We start from the raw sequence: 18,461 nt of genomic DNA on the forward strand, positions 1-18,461 counted from the left end.
CGGTTCAAATCCGGTTGGGGTCACCACTAGGAAAGAAGCTCTCCAGTCGAAAGACTGGGGAGCTTCTTTGTTTATCCGGTGAAAAATGGTTTTAGATTCTACGGTGCCGCCGTGAGCCTCTCACGGCGCCGCTCCTTACGTCGCGGCACTGCGGGGCATGATGGAATCCCTCGCGCGCTCGGCATCATGCCCCTCCGTCACCGTTACAAACCGGTTGGGGTCACACTAGGAAAAAAGCCTTGATTCTTCGGAATCAAGGCTTTTTTGTTTACCCAGCACCTCTAAGTCTAGATTTGGTAATGACTTAGCGACTTCAGCCATGGTTAAAAGCTATCCCTCAAGACGCTAACCCAGTCCCAAAGTCCGTACCTCATGACCAGAGTCCATAAGTCATTACTGAACCTGCAGTCACCTCAATCGGAGGAAGCAGTGCATGAGCAGAGAAGAAGAATCTCCTCGAAAAGCTACAAGTGTTTCGAGAAGCCACCATTTTTGTGGCTTTTCGAAACACAAGTGGCTTCTCGGCGGGAAGGGAACGGGGAGAAAAAAAGGGGAGCGCAAAATTTGACCTTCACGCCAAGCCTCGGTATAGTCTTATCCGTAAGCGTGATTGGCGCAGTGGTAGCGCGCTTCGTTCACACCGAAGAGGTCACTGGTTCGAACCCAGTATCACGCACCAAAGAACCCCCGTTTCAAGGAACGGGGGTTTTATTATGCCCACCGGTATTTGTGCCCACAAGCAGTACAAACCCAGCCGCGGACACAACCACCCGAGAATGAGGTACCCCGTGACAACACCCGAACTCGCCGCAGCCACCGACTACGGACGCATGTACGCGCGCGTCCGCGGAGGAGAACCCCTCGTCCCCTCCATCACCACCGTCATCGGGCAGCACGCCAACGACCTCAGCGGCTGGCACGGGTACATGGCCGCCAAAGCCGCTCTCGAAGACCAGCGCGCCTACCGCGCCACCGGATCCCACGGCCTCAAATTCGCCATCATCCGCGATGCAGCCAGCGCCTCCGAACGATACCGCGACGCAGCCGCCGCCCGAGGCGACCGCGTGCACAACTACGCCGAAAACGTCGCCCTGCGCGCCATGGGACGCGACCACGACGTCGCCGGATGCCGCGAGCTGCTCATCGCCAACGGCGAGCAAGCCTACGCCGACCGCTTCGACGAGTGGTGGGAAGCCTTCAAACCCCGCCCCCTCGCCGCCGAAGTCACCATCTGGAACGACACCGTCGGCTACGCCGGAACCCTCGACCTCGTCGCAGAAATCGCAGGCCGAACCTGCATCATCGACTACAAAACCAAAGGCACCGACAAACGCGGCCGCGTCAAAGCACTCGACGAAAAAGTCGTCATGCAGCTCGTCGCCGGACTCAAAGCCGAAGAATCCCTCCTCGACCCCGACGAAGGCACCTGGGAACCCTGGAAATACGGCGACGCACCCGTCCTCATGGGCGTAGCCCTCGGCGAAACGCAGGTGCTGCCGCAGCAGGCAAACCCCGCCGTGCTCGAACGCAACTGGTACAAGTTCTGCGCCCTGCGCCGCGTCTGGGAATTCGACCGCCAGGTCCAAGAATTTGAAGACCCCGCGCTCATGCCCGTAGTACCGCCGCCCGCGGTATAGGGGAGTAGCGATAATAGCCGGGGAGAGATGAGGCTCACCCCTCGCCCCAACGCCTCGATTCGTTCTAGATTCGCGCTACTGAATCGGCGACAATAGAACAATAGACAGAACGGCGCCCGCGCACCTGCTGTGAAGAATGCGCCCGCTGTGAAGAACCCGCTACTGGGAAAACCGCCAGCGCGGTTCTGCCACCATGTTGAAATCCGTAAGCACATTCCCGGCACCCCGCCGGCAAAGGAGAACCATGACCATCCTGAGCATCCGCACCGTAGGCGACCCGGTGCTGCGCAGCGTCTGCGACCCCATCACCGTCTTCGACGACGACCTGGCACGACTTATCGACGACATGCTAGAAACCATGTACGACGTGGGCGGCGTGGGCCTTGCAGGCCCGCAGGTTGGCATCTCCAAGCAGATCTTCACCTTCGGCGGCATTGACGATCGCGAAGGCTACATCATCAACCCCGTGCTCGAAGTCGGCGAAGAAGACCAGGAAGGCGGCGAAGGCTGCCTGTCCGTGCCCGGTCAGAAGTCCGCGACTCCGCGCAAGAACTGGGCGCGCGTGACCGGCGTGGACCGCCACGGCGAACCCCTCGTGCTGGAAGGTGAGGGCCTGTTCGCGCGCATGCTGCAGCACGAGACCGACCACCTGCACGGCAAGCTGTTCATCGACCGCCTCGTGGGTGAAGACCGCCAGCGCGTGATGCGTGCCCTGCGCGCCGCAGACTACAACGCTGTCGCCGCGAAGACCGTGACCGAGCGTGCAACCCGCGTGGGTGGTGCGTTCGGCGGCGGTGGCGCGTTCGGTGCTGGCTCTGCCGGTTCCTCCTTCGGTAGCTTCGGAAAGTAGGCTCACATGCTCAACATCATTTACGCAGGCACCCCCGACGTTGCCGTGCCCCCGCTCGACTACCTGGCGAACTCCGATAAGGTGCGCGTGGTCGGCGTGCTCACCCGCGAAGACGCCCCCGTGGGCCGCAAGCGCGTGCTCACCCCCTCCCCGGTCGCACAGCGCGCCGAAGAGCTCGGCCTGCCCATCGTGAAGGCAAACCACTGGAACGACGAAGCCGCCGCAGCCATCGCTGAGCTGAACGCTGACGCAGCCGCCGTGGTCGCCTACGGCGCCCTGCTGCCGCTGCCCGCGCTGGAATCCCTGCGCTACGGCTGGGTCAACCTGCACTTCTCCAAGCTGCCCGCATGGCGCGGCGCCGCCCCCGTGCAGCGCGCCCTCATCGCCGGTGAGCAGGAAATTTTCTCCACCACCTTCCTGCTCGAAGAAGGTCTGGACACCGGCCCCACCTTCGAACAGGAATCCACCCCCGTAGTCGCCGACGACACCGCAGGCACCGTGCTGATGCGCCTCGCCACCAGCGGCGGAGCACTGCTTGAACGCACCTTCGAACGCCTCGAAGCGGGCGAGAGCGGCACCGTGCAGGTCGAGGACGAATTGGTCAGCTACGCCTCCAAGATGAGCATTGCCGACGGCCGCCTCACCTGGACCGAGCCCGCCGAGCAGATCCTGGCACGCTTCCGCGGCGTGACCCCCGAACCCGGCGCATGGTGCGAACTGGGCGAAAACCGCTTCAAGATCGGTGGCCTGGCGGTTGCCGACGAGCGCCTGGTGCAGTCCCTGACTGAGGCGAACGGCGGCCCCCTCGCACCCGGTGCGGTGCGTCTGCACGCAAAGAAGGTACTGGTCGGCACCGGTACCGAACCCCTGATGCTGCTGCAGGTTCAGCCTGCCGGTAAAAAAATGATGGATGCGCCCGCGTGGGCTCGCGGCGCTGGCAAGGACATGGCGGAAGGCCTGGTGGTACTCGCATGAGCAACGAAAAGCGCCCCTACAAGGGAGGACACGGCAAGTCCGGTCACGCTGGCAATGGCAAGCCCGGCAACGGCAAGTTCAGCCAGGGTAGCGGTCAGGGTAAGTTCAATCAGGGCAGTGGCCAGGGTGAGGGCGGTGCGAAGCGTAAGCGTCGCCGCCGCTCCGGCGCTGGCAGCGGCTCCGGCTCTGGTGTGAGCGAGCAGAACCGCCAGCAGTCCCAGAATTCCCAGCGCGCTCAGAACCAGCGCTCCCAGAATCAAAACTTTCAGGGCCGCCCGCAGAAGTGGGACGACAACTCCCGCAGCGAATCGCGCACCGGTCGCCGCTTCGATGGCCTGACCAGCGTCGAACGCGCCGCACGCCGCGCCAAGACCGAGCACGATGACACCAAACGCGGTGGCGGCGGCACCTCCCAGCGCAATAAGAGCGGCCACGAACGCAACCGCCGCTCCATGTCCGCCCGCGAGTTCTCCGCGGCGGCACCCTCCGCACGCTCGCGTACCGCAGACACCGCACGCGCAACCGTCTTCGACGTACTGCGCTCCGTTGCCGAATCTGACGCCTACGCAAACCTCGTGTTGCCCAAGGCGATTCGTAGCCACCGCCTCGACCACCGCGACGCAGGCTTCGCCACCGAGCTGACCTACGGCACGCTACGCCACCAGGGCACCTACGACGCAATCCTCAGCCGCTGCGTAGACCGCCCCATCGAGAAGGTCGGCACCACCACCCTGATCGTGCTGCGCATGGGCGTGCACCAGCTGCTGAACATGCGCGTTCCCGCCCACGCGGCACTGAACCAGAGCGTGTCCCTGGCACGCGAAAAGATCGGTGCGGGCCCTGCAAGCTTCATCAACGCGGTGCTGCGCCGCGTCTCCGAGCGCACCCCCGAAGAATGGTACGAACTCATCATTGAGGACGCGAAGGACGACACCGAGCGCATGGCGCTGCTCGCCTCGCACCCCGGCTGGATTGTGCGTTCCATGCGCCAGGCACTCGTCGCGCACGGCCGCCCCGCCTCCGAAATTGAGCAACTGCTCGAAGCGGACAACCTCGCCCCCGTGGTGAACCTGGTTGCGCTGCCCGGCCTGGGTAGCCTCGACGAGGCACGCGAACAGGGCGCCGTTGATGGCGAGCTGGTTGAAGGTTCGGCGCTGTACGCCTCCGGCGACTTGGCACGCCTGGAATCCGTACGTGAAGGCACCGTCCGTGCGCAGGATGCCGGCTCTCAGCTGGTGGCACGTGCGCTCGCCGCAGCACCCCTGGACGGCACCGACACCGCATGGCTCGACCTGTGCGCAGGCCCCGGCGGTAAGGCGGCGCTCCTCGGCGCGCTCGGTATTCAGCGCGGCGCATCCCTGGTCGCCAACGAGGCGGCACCGCACCGCGCGCAGCTCGTGGAATCCTCCATGCGCCCCCTGCCCGAGGACAGCTACACGGTACTCACCGGCGACGGCCGCCAGATCCGCGAGACCCTGCGCAAGAACGCCTCCGACCTGCCCGGTTCCATTGAGCCCGGTCAGCTTTTCGACCGCGTCATGGTGGATGTGCCCTGCTCCGGTCTGGGCGCCCTGCGCCGCCGCCCCGAGGCACGTTGGCGCAAGTCCCCGCGCGATATTGCCGAGTTGCTGCCCCTGCAGCGTCAGCTCCTGGACGCAGCCATTGAGGCGACCCGCCCCGGCGGCGTGATTGCCTACGTGACCTGCTCCCCGCACGCGGCAGAGACCCAGAACATTGTTGCCGAGGTGCTCGAAAGCGGCGCGGTCAGCCTGCTTGATTCCGCCGCCGCACTGCGCGAAGTCGCCCTGCACACCGAAGGCGCGAACGGCGAGCCCGTGAGCGTGCTGGCGGGGGAGAAGGACCCCGGCCACACCCCCGAGATCAAGGTCAAGAAGGGTGCGCCGGTCGTGAAGGCTTCGGAGAACCCGACCACCGCGCAGCTGTGGCCGCACGTGCACGGAACCGACGCCATGTTCCTCGCCCTGCTGCGTAAGAACTAGCCGCTTCACCGCCTAGCATCATCCGCCATACGGCACGGATTTGAAAGGAACCCCATGGGTATTGCCATTAACCCGTCGATTCTCTCGGCGGATTTCGCGAACCTGCAGCGCGAGCTGGAGCGCATTTCCACCGCAGACGCCGCGCATATTGACGTGATGGACAACCACTTCGTCCCCAACCTCACCTGGGGCCCGCCGGTGGTTAAGCGTCTGCGCGAAATCTCCCCGGTGCCGTTCGACGTGCACCTGATGATTGAGGACGCCGACCGTTGGGCACCCGAATACGCCAGCATGGGCTGCGAATCGGTGACCTTCCACGCGGAGGCGGCTATCGCCCCCATCAAGCTGGCGCGCACTCTGCGTGCTGAGGGTGCGAAGGCGGGTATGGCGCTGCGCCCGGCAACCGCCGTGGAACCCTACCTGGACATGCTCGGCGAACTGGACATGCTGCTGATCATGACCGTGGAACCCGGCTTCGGCGGTCAGGCGTTCCTGGACGTGACCCTGCCGAAGATCGCCCGCGCCGCCAAGGCGATTGAGGGGGCGAACCTGCCGGTGACCGTGCAGGTGGACGGCGGCATCACCGAAGAGACCATCCTGCGTGCCGCGGAGGCTGGCGCAACCTGCTTCGTTGCCGGTAGCTCGGTCTACGGTGTGGATGAGGCGCTCGGCGGCCCGGAGGCGGCAATCGCCTCCCTGCGTGCGGCGGCAGCATCGGTCAAGCGTTCCGGCGCCGGTTGCGGCTGCTAGCGGTGCTTGCCGGTAACGGCGCTTGCCAGTAATGGCGCCCGCATCGATGACCCCCGCGCCCATAAAACCTCATACGCCCCGTTGTGAAGTCTGCGCCCCGTCGCGGCTCTTCGCGGCGGGGCGTTTTGCGTACCAGGCGTTCTCAACCGCCGCAGATTTATAGCAAGGTAACAGCAGGGGAGAGGGCCTGTTTAAATGACATAGTGTCAGCAAGACTATGACAAAGCGTGATATATGTTACCCCGCGCAATTCCGCGGCAAAACCGGGTATCCTGGCGGTCAGAGAAGGCAAACAGAACACATCTTGATGTAACACTCAGATATCTGTAAGGTTAGGTATAGTTTAGTCAAATCTAGGGGGAACTATGTCTTTCAACCGAACCGAGCTGACCGACGCCGAAAACCACGGCGCATCGGGCGTTAACCGCCGCGCATTCTTCGGCCTGGCGCTCGCCTCCTCGGCTGCTCTCGCCCTCGCGGCATGCAGCAGCGAGACCACCACGACCACCACTTCCGGCGGTTCCACCTCCGGCGGCAACAGCGGTACCCGCACCATCAAGGACATTGACGAGGAGAACGTAGAAGTTCCCGCCAACCCGCAGAAGGTTATCGTCCTCTCTGAGCCCACCCTCGACGGCCTGCTCGCCCTCGGCGTGACCCCCGTCGGTTCCGTCTCCGGTCGCGGCCAGTCCGGCGTGCCCAACTACCTTGCCGACCGCGCCAAGGGCGTGCAGATTATCGGCACCGTCGCCCAGGTCAACTACGAGCAGATTGGCAACCTTGATCCCGACCTGATTCTGGTCGACTCCACCGGCGTAGACAAGCGCTCTGAGGCCTTCGAAACCCTCAAGAAGATCGCTCCCGTCGTCTACTGCGGCTACGCGGGCGGCGACTGGCGCATCAACTTCCGCAACGTCGCCAACGCTATGAACATGGTCGACAAGGGCGAAGAAGTCATCAAGGCATACGAGTCAAACGCCGCAGCGCTGAAGGATCAGCTCGCCCCCAAGTACGGCGACAAGACCTTCTCCATCGTCCGCTGGGCAGGCAACGGCCCCGCCCTGATCCTCAAGGAACTGCCTGCCGGCCAGGTACTCAACGACCTGGGCCTCAAGCGCCCCGAGGCGCAGGACCGCAACGGCCAGGGCCACTCCGAACCTGTCTCCCTGGAGAACCTGGCAACCATCGACGCGGACTACATGTTCCTCGGTACCCTCGGCGGCGCAAGCCAGAAGAACCCGAACGCACAGGGTACCGCAGGTCTGCAGGGCGCCGAAGAAGCACTGAATAAGGCGAAGGAAACCTCCGGCTTCACCAACCTGAAGGCAGTCAAGGACGACCACGTGATTCTCGTGGACGGCTCCAAGTGGACCTCCACCGGCGGCCCGCTACTGCTCGAGGGCATTATCGAAGACGTCAAGAAGGCGCTTCCGCTCTAAACGCCCCGCTCTAAATACCCTGTGAAGCAATCACCCGCTGAAGCTTCCGCCACCCTTCCCGCCGCGACCTAAAAACCGCGGCGGGAAGGGGATGCACGACCCACCACACCATCCTCAAGGACCACCATGACCGAAACTCGACCCGTGCGCACCGCAGCCCGCTATGGTGCCGTCGTGGCTCTCGCCGGCGCGCTCATCACCCCCGGTGCAGCGCTGACCGGCTCCACTCTCGCATTCGCGGATACTCCCGCCGCCACCCAGCAGGAAGCTAAGGCTGCCGTGACCATCTCCACCGAGAAGTGGCGCGAAGGTAAGCTCGTGCTGCGCGGCACCGGCTTTACCAGCACCGCACCCGGTCGCGGCGCAGTGTTCGCAGTGAAGTTCCTCGACGCCCTGCCGGATGAAGCGCACCAGGCGATTAACCCGCTCACCAAGCAGGGCGGCAACTCGCCCGCGAACTTCATGGCAATCGCCAAGGAGGACGGCACCTTCGAGGTTGAGGTCTCCCTGCCGACCCCCGAAAACACTGGTCTGACCGCTGAACAGCTCAAGAACAAGGGCTGGACCGTGGAAGGCACCAGCCACCGTATTCAGGTGCTTTCCGGTTCCCTGGGCGGTACGGATGCGGACGGCAACACCTACGACCGTCGTGCATCTGTGTCGCAGAATATTACGTTGAGCGACCCGGCTCCGAGCCCGGCACCGACCGCGGATCCCTCTGCTACCGCTGAGCCCAGCGCAACTGTAGAGCCTTCTGCGACTGCCGAGCCTACTGCGGAGCCCTCTGCTACCGCTGAGCCTTCTGCGACTGCCGAGCCTACCGCGGATCCCTCTGCTACCGCAGAACCCACCCCGGCACCTACTGCAGACCCCACCCCGGCACCTACTGCAGACCCCACCCCGGCACCCAGCGAAGACTCGAAAACCTGCACCCCCGCTGACGGCTCCTTCACCCCGCGCCTGAGCATCGAGAACCCCAAGGCGGTTCAGGGCGGCAAGCTGCACCTGACCGGTGACGGCTGGTGCAACCCTGAAGACAAGAAGGCATCCGTTATCGGTCTGAAGATTGACGACGGCAAGGTATCCCGTAACGACGCCACCGCGGTCAACGACAACCGCACCATCTGGGCTGTCATCACCCCCGATGAGAACGGCCATATCGACGCCTGGATTGACCTGCCCACCCGCGACAACGCAGCCTTCAAGAATGACGAAGACGCCGCCAAGTACGCCTCCGGTGAGCACACCCTGCGCCTGCTGACCGGTAGCCTGCGTGAGGGCGACCGATCCGGAACCTACGGCGGCGCCAACAGCCAGGGCGGCATCAACACCACCTTCACCATCGGTGAGTACGCCCCCGGTGACGCGCCCGAGCCGGTCAACGCCTCCGAGCTGACCGCTGGTAATGGCGTGCAGGTGAGCCGTGACGGCTCCACTGTGACCGTGACCGTGCCGAACGCTGAACCGGGCACCTGGGTGTACGCCGCGACCTACCTCGGCAACTCCCCGCAGACCCTCTACGGCTCCGGCTGGAAGCGTCTGGATGGCAACCGTAGCTTCAGCTACGAAACCAGTGTGAGCATGCCCGCCGCAACCTACCGCGTGGTCGTGCACAACGGCAACCAGGGCGCTGACAATGCGGTGCTCGGTTTTGCTGACATGACCGTGGAACGTGCTGTTACCCCTCGTCAGGACGTTTCCCGCGATGAGCAGGACGCCACCGACCAGCTGGTCGAAGAGCTGAACGAGAACCCCGCAACCGCAACCTCCACGGCACCTGTGCCCATGCGTAACGCGGGCGGCCGCATCAGCACCCGCGCCACCGACGTGGACGCGTCCCTCGCCGCGCTCTCGCAGAGCACCGCCCCGGTCGTGAACCGCGTGCAGGCTAAGGCGAAGGTTCAGAACGCGCAGAAGAACCTGGCAACCACCGTGCAGAAGACCGAAGCCAACGCGAAGAAGGCAGTGAAGGCTGCCGCCGGTTCGCAGAACTCGCAGAACACGCAGGGTTCGCAGAACTCCGCCGCTGGCACCAAGGCACAGGGCCCGACCATTGAGGGTACTGAGCTGACCGGTCTGACCAAGTGGCTGGTGAACAACGCCAATAACCTGCTGCTCTCGGCGGCTGGCCTGGTGGTTTTGGCTGCGGCTCTGCTGTTGCGCACCTCCAAGAAGTAAGCTCTCTGACCACACATTCACACCGGCACCGGCTCACGCCCCACACTTTTGACCCTGCACCCTTGAACAGGGGCGTGGATCGGGTGCCTCCAACCATTCGGGTCACGACCCGCTGAACTGCACCTCCACGAACCCGGTAGCGTTCAGCTTCGACCCCGGTAATTTTGAAAGGACCACCATGCGTGCACCTTTTTCGGGAGCCCCGAAGGCATCCCTGACCTCTAAGGCGCTGACCGCCTGTGCTGCCGCAACCCTGGCGCTGGGCTTGGGCGTTGGCACTGCATCCGCTCTGCCTCCGGGCGGTGCGAAGGCATCTACCCCCGGCACCTCTTCGACTGTTTCCTCCTCTGTGAGCGAGCACGGCGTGATTTCCTTTAGCGTGAGCGGCTTCCCCGCAAACACTGTGGTGTCCGTGAAGGTGGACGACGGTAACCTGTGCCCCTCCGATGCGGCACAGGGCGCTTGCGTGGTGCACCAGCAGAAGACCGATGGCAACGGTAACGTCTCCGGTTCCTTCGTTCTGCCGGATGTTGGCGCTGGCACTCACACTCTGCGTTTCCTTGCAACTGGTGAGAAGCGTGACAAGGACGGCAAGTACCTGGGCACCGAGGCGTACAGCAACCGTAGCCCCGAGTTCACCGTGGTGGGTGAGGGCGGTTCGGATAATTCCTCCTCGAACTCTTCGGGTTCTTCCTCGAACCGCGGCTCTTCCAGCTCGAAGAGCAACGGTGGTTCCTCGAACGGCGGCTCGAACTCTAACAACTCAGACTCTGCAGACGAGGCTCAGGGCTCTAACGATTCCAACGAGTCCTCGTCCAATGGTGGTTCGAACGGCTCCTCGAATGGTTCTGCAGGTGGCGCGGCTGAGGCTGAGACCGTGTACACCGACGCTGAGGGCAACACCATCACTAAGGAGGAGTACGACCGCCTGAACGCGGCAGCTGACTCTTCCGGTACCTCCGGTACCTCTGGCTCTTCCGCTGCGCCTGCTGCTTCGGCTTCTGCAAATGCCCAGAAGAAGGCGACCGCTTCGGCGAGCGCATCTTCTTCGGCTGTTGCGCGCGGTACCGCGTCGAGCCCGAGCGCTTCGGCTTCGGGCGCGGCTAACACCGCATCCACCGTTCAGACCGTGACTTACGGTGCTGCGTTCCCGTGGATTGGCGTGGTGGTTCTGGGCGTAAGCATTGTGAGTGCCGCTGCGCTGCTGCTGACCCGTAAGCGCTAAGACTTAACGTCGGATGCGGGTGGGGGAGTAACCCGCCCGCTCCGGCGTTTCTCTCATTATCTACCGGTGTGCCGGGTGCCCCTCGTGTGGTGTGGGTGCGCCGGGTGTGCCTCCCCGTTTTCTTGTATCGAGCATAAGGAGCATAGTGGCCCGCACGAGCTCATTGTCCCGAGATGTTCAGCAGGAGAGTACGTCCCGTCAGGGTTCTGTGATTCAGGGGCAGAAGTTGGGTAAGCGCCTGGCTTTTCTGTTCTTGTTTGCGGTGCTTTTGGTGGGGGCTGTGGCTGCTTCTTTGCTGTTCGGGTCGAATAATCTTCCGCCGGATCAGGTTCTGGCTGTTTTCAATGGCACTGCTTCTGAGCAGGCGCAGACGATTGTGATGGAGCAGCGCATTCCGCGTACCCTGGTGGGTCTTGCGGCGGGTGCGGCGTTGGCTATTGCCGGTTCTCTGATGCAGTCGTTGACTCGTAACCCGTTGGCTGAGCCCGGCCTGATGGGTGTGAACGCCGGTGCTGCGGTGGCTGTGATTGGCTCCGTGGTGGTTTTTGGCGTGATGGGTATTTGGCAGTACATGGTTGCTGCGACGATTGGTGGCGCGTTGGCTGCGGTGCTGGTGTATACGCTGGGTCGTGGTCGTGACGGGTCGATCGTGAAGCTCGCTCTGGCGGGTGTGGCGATTTCTGCGGCGCTGTCGGCGATTGCGCAGGGCCTGATTTTGGCTGATCAGGATGCATATAACGAGTTCCGTGTGTGGGTTGCCGGTTCGCTGGAGGGCCGCGGTATGGATATCGCGTCGACGGTGGGTCCGGTGATTCTGCTGGGTATGCTGGTGGCGTTCTTTGTGGCTCCTGCGATTAATGCTCTGAGTATGGGCGAGGAGGCGGCGACCAGCCTCGGCGTGAGTGTGCGTACGACCCAGAATTTGACGTTGCTGGCGGTGACGGTGCTTGCCGGTGCGGCGACTGCTGCGGTGGGTCCGATTGGTTTTGTGGGTTTGGCGGTGCCGTTTGTGGTGCGTGCCCTACTCGGTAATGATGTGCGCTGGGTGAATTATGGTTCGGCGCTGTTGGGTCCGGTGTGGCTGCTGTGTGCTGACGTGTTGGCGCGTGTGCTGGTGGCTCCGCAGGAGACTCAGGTGGGTATTGTGGCGACTCTTGCCGGTGCCCCGGTGTTCTTGTTCTTGATGACTCGTCGTAAGGTGGAGGCTCTCTAATGTCGAATTCTTCCGCTGTTTCGACGGCGACCGTCACCACTGCAGCTAATCGTTCTGCGCGTCGTAGCGGCCGCGATTTGGGTGGCCGCCCGGTGTTGACTGTGCGCGGTCCGCTGAGTGCTCAGGTGCCGTGGCGTGTGCTGATTTTGAATGTGGCGTTGGTGGTGCTGATTGCGGCGCTGGCGTTTTGGGGCATGTTGCAGGGTGATTATAAGATCGCCCCGGAGAAGCTGATCCCGGCGCTGCTGGGTGAGGGCAAGCAGATTACGGTGACTTTCGCTCAGCAGCGTGCGGCGCGTATTGTGGCGGCGCTTCTGGTGGGTGCGGCGCTTGGTCTCTCGGGTGCGATTTTCCAGGTGATTTCGGGTAATGCCCTGGGTTCGCCGGATATTATCGGCTTCACGAATGGTGCTGCGACCGGTGCGCTTCTGCAGATTATTGTCTTCAATTCCGGCCCCGTTGAGGTTGCCCTGGGCGCCGTTATTGGTGGTTTGGCGACCTCGGTGCTGGTGTGGCTGTTGACGCGCCGCACGGGCCTGCATGGCTTCCGCTTGGTGCTGGTCGGTATTGGTGTGGGGTCGACCCTGGCGGCGTTCAATGCGCTGCTGGTGGTGCGTGCTTCGCTGACTCAGGCGCAGACCGCGGCGTCCTGGCTTGCCGGTTCGCTCAATGACATCACGTGGGAGCGCACCTACGCGCTGATGGGTCTGCTGCTCGTGGTGACTCCGCTGTTGCTGATGCTGGTCCGCCCGCTGGGCGCGATTCGTTTTGGTGACCAGGTGGCATCCGGTTTGGGTGTGAGCGTGAACGCGTACCGTGTGGCGGCTCTGTTTATCGGTGTGCTTCTGGTTTCGCTGGCGACCGCGACGACCGGCCCGATTGCCTTTGTCGCCCTGGCGGCACCGCACATCGCGAAGACCCTGTCTCGCAGTGGCGGGGTGGGCTTCACCTCCGCGGCACTCATGGGCGCGCTCATGGTGCTCGGCTCTGACCTGATTGGCCGATTCGCTGTTCCCGGACGCATCATTCAGGTGGGTGTGGTGACCGGCGCGATTGGCGGCCTGTACCTGATTTACCTGATTTACCTCGAAAGGAAGAAGAGCTAGTGAACACTAGTGTGACGACCCGCCTTGAAGGCGAGAACATGGTGGTTGCCTACGGTGAGCATACGGTGCTCAACGGGGTAGATTTTCAGGTGCCGGAGGGGGAGCTGACCGTTATCTTGGGCCCGAACGCCTGCGGTAAGTCGACCACCCTGAAGGCTCTTGCCCGCGTGAACCCGCTCAAGGAGGGTGAGGTTCGCCTGGACGGCACCCCGCTGCCGCAGATGAAGTCCCGCGCCATCGCCAAGATCCTGGCGATGCTGCCGCAGACCCCGGAGGCGCCTAGCGGCGTGACCGTGGCGGATGTGGTGGCGCGCGGCCGCTACCCGCACCAGTCGCTGCTGCGTTCCTGGTCCGATGAGGACGAGTGCGCCTGTGTGGATGCGATGCAGGCTGCGAACGTTCTGGAGCTTGCCGAACGCCCCATTGAGGCGCTGTCCGGTGGTCAGCGTCAGCGCGTGTGGATTGCCATGACCCTGGCGCAGCAGACCCCGCTGATCCTGCTCGATGAGCCGACCACCTACCTGGACATCACGCACCAGATTGAAGTGCTGAACCTGACGAAGAAGTTGCATTCCGAAGGTCGGACTGTAGCCGTGGTTTTGCATGACCTGAACCTTGCTTTCAGGTATGCTACTCATGTTGTGTTAATGAAGCAGGGACGGATTATCGCTCAGGGCGATCCGCGTGCGATAATTACACCGGAACTTATTCAGGAAGTTTTTGACCTGCAATCGGTCATTATTCCTGATCCATGCACTGGTACCCCTTTGGTTATTCCGAAGGAGAACCAAACAATTCATATTGCCGCTGACGCTATTTCGGCGGCCCGCGAAAGCGAATAGTTTTCGCCCCTAAGCCGCGTGGGAGTTAGCACCAACCGTCTCAGTACGGGTGGAAAAGCTCGGCATTGCGCCAAGCAGCGAACGCTAGGATCTGAGGGACCCAGGATCCCCTGCGCGTAGGGCGCCTACCCGGTGCTCGCCCGTCTTTGACGCATGAACGGATCCGAGCACTGGGTAGGTTCCATTTTGGGAACCCGCAGATGAGGCACCGAGACTGCCGTATGAGACCTTCACTGTTTGGAGGTTTGATGCACGGTCTCGGTGCCTCATCTCATTTAACTGCCCTGTTTGTGGTGGGCACTGTTTGCGACCTACAGTTGGGGCCTGCATTTGAACCCCGCGCTCGCTGTCATGAATGTCATGTTGTGGTTCTTTCGCTTTTCCCTTTGGCTGGAGTTTGGGTAAGGGATACCATAGAGTGAGGTAGTAGAGGCTAACTAATGATAATGCGCCTCCTCACCGATTCTCACCGATTGAGTGTTTCCACAGACCAAGGAGGAACCGTTGGGCGAGCACGAACCCACCGCGACCGTTCCCGCACAGGCTACTTCTGTGCAGACTGCTTCTGCCCAGGCTACTTCTGTGCAGCCGCGTACCGTTGCGCCGGCTGTGCGCCCGACCCCTCCTAAGACCCCGCGCCCCGTACCGGCACCGCGCGTGGACAGCCCCCTCATCAGCGCCCTCATTGCCGAGGCGGTCAGCCCCGAAGAGCTGAACGCCCGCATCCTTGAGGTCGTCTCCGAAGGCACCCCCATTATCGAGCCGGTGCACCGCGAAGACGGCAGCATCAGTGAGAACGAGCGCATCGTCACCTTCCTGTACCACAACGAGCAGGCGGAGCAGGTGCTCATGTTCATCAACCGCCTGACCGATGAGAAGAACCTTGACCGTTCCCTTATGGCCCGCATCGAGGGCACTGGCTGGTGGCAGCTGAGCATGCAGATGGAAACCACCTGGCGTGCCTCCTACAACTTCTTGCCGGCGCTGCCCGGCGAGCGCCCCGCCTGGCTGGGTGATGACGATCAGGTGCGCCTGCGCGCCGCCCTGGACTCCGGCGAGGGTGACCCGCTGAACCCCGAGACCGCGTGCAACCGTATCGGTCGTTGCATGGGGGTGGTGCAGCTTGAGCATGCGCCGGTGCAGGAGTTCATCCTGACTCAGGAAGAGATTGACGCGCTGCCCGCCCCCGAGTGGATGCAGACCTCTGACGGTCACCAGTATGTGCTCGGCCGCGTGGGTGACCCCGCCCCGGATGCGCCGCTGTTCATCCAGTTCGACGGTGAGATGTGGTTCAGCCAGGGTATGGAGCACACCCTCAACCGTGCCCACGAGGCCGGTCGTATTCCGGCGATGCACGTGTTCTTCCTGCACTCTGGCGGTCGTGAGAACCGCTGGAAGGAGCTGAACGGCGACAACCCGATTGCCGACTACCTGGTAGAGATCGCGTTCCCGCACCTGGAGGCAGTGCACTGCATTAAGACCGCGCCGCAGAACATTGTGATTAACGGTCAGTCGCTGGGCGGGCTGTCCTCCCTACTTGCGGTGCTGAGCCGCCCGGAGGCGTTTGGTGGCGCAATCGCGCAGTCTTCGTCGCTGTGGCAGCCGCAGGTCATGGACCGCCTGGACGAGCTTGAGGCGGCGGGTGAGATTGACCGCCTGCGCCACCTGTACCTTGAGATTGAGGTGGGGGAGCAGGAGTGGGTTCTGGTGCCTCCTCACCGCGAGCTGAAGGAGCGCCTGGAAAAGCTGGGCCTGAAGAATGCGCGTTGCACGACCTTCAACGGCGGTCACGATTATGCGTGCTGGCGCGGTGCGATTGTGCCGGCGTTGGAACGTATTATTGCTGCCCACCGGGAGGCTGAGCGCGCTGAGCGGAGCTTAGCTGAGGAGTAGCGAGAGGTCGCCTATGAATCCTGCACGGGTAGAGCACACCCCGCATGGTGGGCGTGCGGGGTTCCCGTTAGGGTAAACACCGCCGCGCCCGTATCCTAGAGAAGTGCAGCCTAAGAGAAGTGCAACGCTACCGCGCCGCGAGGGGTGCCGAAGGGTACCCGGCGCAGGTTGCGCACCCGCCCTCATTGACGAGATGGCATCACGCTGCGAACGCACGCAGCACGTGAGCGCTATAGAAACCGCAAACGACACAGAAATCGAGAGAAGATGACCGTAGAACGTAGCCCCCTGGCCCCCACGCCGCTCATCCCCGAGTCTTTTGCCGCGAAGTACCGCGAAGCCGGCTACTGGATTGACCAGACCATCCCCGAGTTCCTGCTGGATACCTGCCGCGCAAAGCCGCACTTCCCGGCGCTGGTGGCGCTCTCGCACGCGCAGCTCGATGAGGACGGCAAGCCTCAGCAGATTCGCCTCTCCTACGGTGAGCTGGAGGCGGCAGGCCGTGCTGCTGCGGCGCGCCTCGTGAAGGCTGGTGTGCAGCCCGGTGACCGCGTGCTGCTGCAGCTGGGCAACACCGCCGAGTACCTGGTGTACCTGCTGGGTATTTTCTGGGCGGCGGCGCTGCCGGTGTTCTGCCTGCCGCAGCACCGCACCACCGAGCTCGTGCACTTTGCGACCCGCACCGACGCTGCGGCGCACGTGTTCTCTTCGCTGACCCCGGGCGCAGATTTCGCCGCCCTGCACGAGGACGTTGCCGCCGAGCTGCGCAAGAACTCCCAGGAGCCGCCGGTTGCTATTGATGTTGCGGAGCCGCTGACCCCGCTGACCGAAGAAGAGCTCGCTGAAGAGTTCGTGCCCGGCGTCATTCAGAACACCGAGAACCTGCGTGCGAGCGAGCAGGTGGCGTTCCTGCAGCTCTCCGGCGGTACGACCGGCATTTCGAAGCTGATTCCTCGCACCCACGCCGCCTACCTGTACTCGGTGCGCGGCTCGGTCGATATCTGCAAGCTGAACAACAACACGACCATGCTCGTGGTGCTGCCCGCCGCGCACAACTTCACGATGAGCTCGCCCGGTATTCTGGGCGTCATGTGCGCCTCCGGCAAGCTGGTGTTTGCGGCGGATCCGTCCCCGCAGACTGCGTTCCACCTCATTGAGATGGAGGGTGTGACCACCTCCGCGCTGGTGCCGCCGCTGGCTCAGGCATGGGTCGCCTCCGCGGAGAAGCGCGGCGTGTCCCTGCCGTCTCTGCAGACCCTGCAGGTGGGCGGTTCGAAGCTGGCCCCGGCGGTTGCGGGCAAGATTGAGTCGGTGCTCGGCTGCACGGTTCAGCAGGTGTTCGGCATGGCTGAGGGCCTGGTGAACTACACCCGTTCCACCGACATGATTGAGCTGCGCCTGCGGACCCAGGGCTACCCGATTAGCCCCGACGACGAGATCCTGATTGTTGATGATCAGGACCAGCCGGTCAAGCGCGGCGAGAGCGGCCACCTGCTCACCCGCGGCCCGTACACGATTCGCGGCTACTACCTGGAGGAGAACGCGAACCGCTACGGCTTCACCGAGGACGGCTTCTACCGCACCGGCGACATCGTGCGCCTGGTCGCTGGCAAGTACCTTGAGGTGACCGGCCGCGCGAAGGACCAGATTAACCGCAACGGCGAGAAGATTGCCGTGGACGAAATCGAAGAGCTGGCGCTGACCCACCCCGACGTTTTTGACGCCGTGGTTCTGGGTATCCCGGATGAGACTGTGGGCGAGCGCGTGGGCCTGGTCATTGTGCCGCAGGAAGGCGCCGACCTGGGTGAAAACCCGCGCCGCACGATGCATGAGTTCTTCACCTCGAAGAAGCTCGCCGACTTCAAAATCCCGGAGCGAGTGCAGGTTCTGCAGGAGCTGCCCACCACGAACGTGGGTAAGATTTCTCGCCGCGAACTGCGCGCCAAGCTTGCCGAAATTTTCGGCTAAACCCTTTGAGCTGATCATTTTCAGCTAAACCGTACGCCCTTATTCCTACCCCTATTGAGGAGAAAAATGTCCGCATTTGAGACCCTGCGCCCCATCATGGAGAAGTACATCGTCGAGCCCGACTCCCTGCAGACCGCTTTTGACGAGCCGACCACCGACCTGTTCTCCCTGGGCATGGATTCTATGGGCGCATTCGCCCTGCTCGACGACCTTGCCGCCGAGGGCGCCGTGATTGAGTTTACCGAGCTGGTGGAGAACCCGACCGTGGAGTTCATCGCCTCCCGCCTGGGCTAAGCGTTACCGCACCCCGAGTGCCCGCCTGCCGCGAATGCAGACGGGTGCCCGGGGTGTTTGCTACTCGCCTCGTTTTTCTGTGCGCCGGTTT

14 protein-coding genes and 1 tRNA gene are annotated in these 18,461 nt (G+C 63.1%); all 15 read left to right on the forward strand.

Annotated elements, in window-relative coordinates:
* Positions 1 to 604 precede the first annotated feature (604 nt).
* Positions 605 to 679 (forward strand) — tRNA-Val (locus tag HMPREF2845_RS03950).
* 109 nt (positions 680 to 788) lie between these two features.
* Positions 789 to 1,637: a cytochrome gene (locus tag HMPREF2845_RS03955; RefSeq protein ID WP_070634226.1), complete on the forward strand. Its 849-nt coding sequence runs from the start codon at positions 789 to 791 to the stop codon at positions 1,635 to 1,637.
* A gap of 244 nt (positions 1,638 to 1,881) precedes the next feature.
* Positions 1,882 to 2,487, forward strand: coding sequence for a peptide deformylase (def, locus tag HMPREF2845_RS03960; protein WP_070593439.1), 606 nt, complete (start codon positions 1,882 to 1,884; stop codon positions 2,485 to 2,487).
* A gap of 6 nt (positions 2,488 to 2,493) precedes the next feature.
* Positions 2,494 to 3,462 (forward strand): methionyl-tRNA formyltransferase, encoded by a 969-nt coding sequence (gene fmt, locus HMPREF2845_RS03965; RefSeq protein ID WP_070633946.1) that lies wholly within the window; start codon positions 2,494 to 2,496, stop codon positions 3,460 to 3,462.
* Entirely contained in the window at positions 3,459 to 5,462 is a 2,004-nt protein-coding gene (locus HMPREF2845_RS03970; protein ID WP_070633947.1) for an RsmB/NOP family class I SAM-dependent RNA methyltransferase, read from the forward strand. The genes fmt and HMPREF2845_RS03970 overlap by 4 nt, the downstream gene beginning before the upstream one ends.
* A 54-nt stretch (positions 5,463 to 5,516) precedes the next feature.
* Positions 5,517 to 6,212, forward strand: a complete 696-nt coding sequence (gene rpe, locus HMPREF2845_RS03975) for a ribulose-phosphate 3-epimerase (RefSeq protein ID WP_070633948.1) — start codon at positions 5,517 to 5,519, stop codon at positions 6,210 to 6,212.
* A gap of 365 nt (positions 6,213 to 6,577) precedes the next feature.
* Positions 6,578 to 7,651, forward strand: a complete 1,074-nt coding sequence (locus tag HMPREF2845_RS03980; RefSeq protein ID WP_070593435.1) for an ABC transporter substrate-binding protein — start codon at positions 6,578 to 6,580, stop codon at positions 7,649 to 7,651.
* Positions 7,652 to 7,777: 126 nt separating this feature from the next.
* Complete coding sequence (locus HMPREF2845_RS03985) at positions 7,778 to 9,829, forward strand: peptidase (protein ID WP_049356633.1); 2,052 nt, start codon at positions 7,778 to 7,780, stop codon at positions 9,827 to 9,829.
* Between the two features lie 178 nt (positions 9,830 to 10,007).
* Positions 10,008 to 11,054, forward strand: a complete 1,047-nt coding sequence (locus tag HMPREF2845_RS03990) for a plasmid partitioning protein (protein WP_070633949.1) — start codon at positions 10,008 to 10,010, stop codon at positions 11,052 to 11,054.
* Between the two features lie 163 nt (positions 11,055 to 11,217).
* The gene (locus HMPREF2845_RS03995; RefSeq protein ID WP_246824595.1) at positions 11,218 to 12,267 is read left to right on the forward strand and encodes a FecCD family ABC transporter permease; all 1,050 of its coding nucleotides are present in this window, start codon (positions 11,218 to 11,220) and stop codon (positions 12,265 to 12,267) included.
* A complete protein-coding gene (locus HMPREF2845_RS04000; protein ID WP_070605456.1) occupies positions 12,267 to 13,373 on the forward strand; it encodes a FecCD family ABC transporter permease in 1,107 nt (368 codons plus the stop codon). Before HMPREF2845_RS03995 ends, HMPREF2845_RS04000 begins: the two co-directional genes overlap by 1 nt.
* Positions 13,373 to 14,215, forward strand: coding sequence for an ABC transporter ATP-binding protein (locus HMPREF2845_RS04005; RefSeq protein ID WP_070633950.1), 843 nt, complete (start codon positions 13,373 to 13,375; stop codon positions 14,213 to 14,215). Before HMPREF2845_RS04000 ends, HMPREF2845_RS04005 begins: the two co-directional genes overlap by 1 nt.
* A 504-nt stretch (positions 14,216 to 14,719) precedes the next feature.
* Complete coding sequence (locus tag HMPREF2845_RS04010; RefSeq protein ID WP_083308731.1) at positions 14,720 to 16,108, forward strand: enterochelin esterase domain-containing protein; 1,389 nt, start codon at positions 14,720 to 14,722, stop codon at positions 16,106 to 16,108.
* A 267-nt stretch (positions 16,109 to 16,375) separates the two neighbouring features.
* A complete protein-coding gene (locus tag HMPREF2845_RS04015) occupies positions 16,376 to 18,076 on the forward strand; it encodes a (2,3-dihydroxybenzoyl)adenylate synthase (protein ID WP_049352772.1) in 1,701 nt (566 codons plus the stop codon).
* A gap of 66 nt (positions 18,077 to 18,142) precedes the next feature.
* Entirely contained in the window at positions 18,143 to 18,370 is a 228-nt protein-coding gene (locus tag HMPREF2845_RS04020) for a phosphopantetheine-binding protein (RefSeq protein ID WP_005507422.1), read from the forward strand.
* Positions 18,371 to 18,461: the final 91 nt, after the last annotated feature.

The organism is Rothia sp. HMSC065B04 (assembly GCF_001812285.1).
GTDB classification, from domain to species: domain Bacteria; phylum Actinomycetota; class Actinomycetes; order Actinomycetales; family Micrococcaceae; genus Rothia; species Rothia mucilaginosa.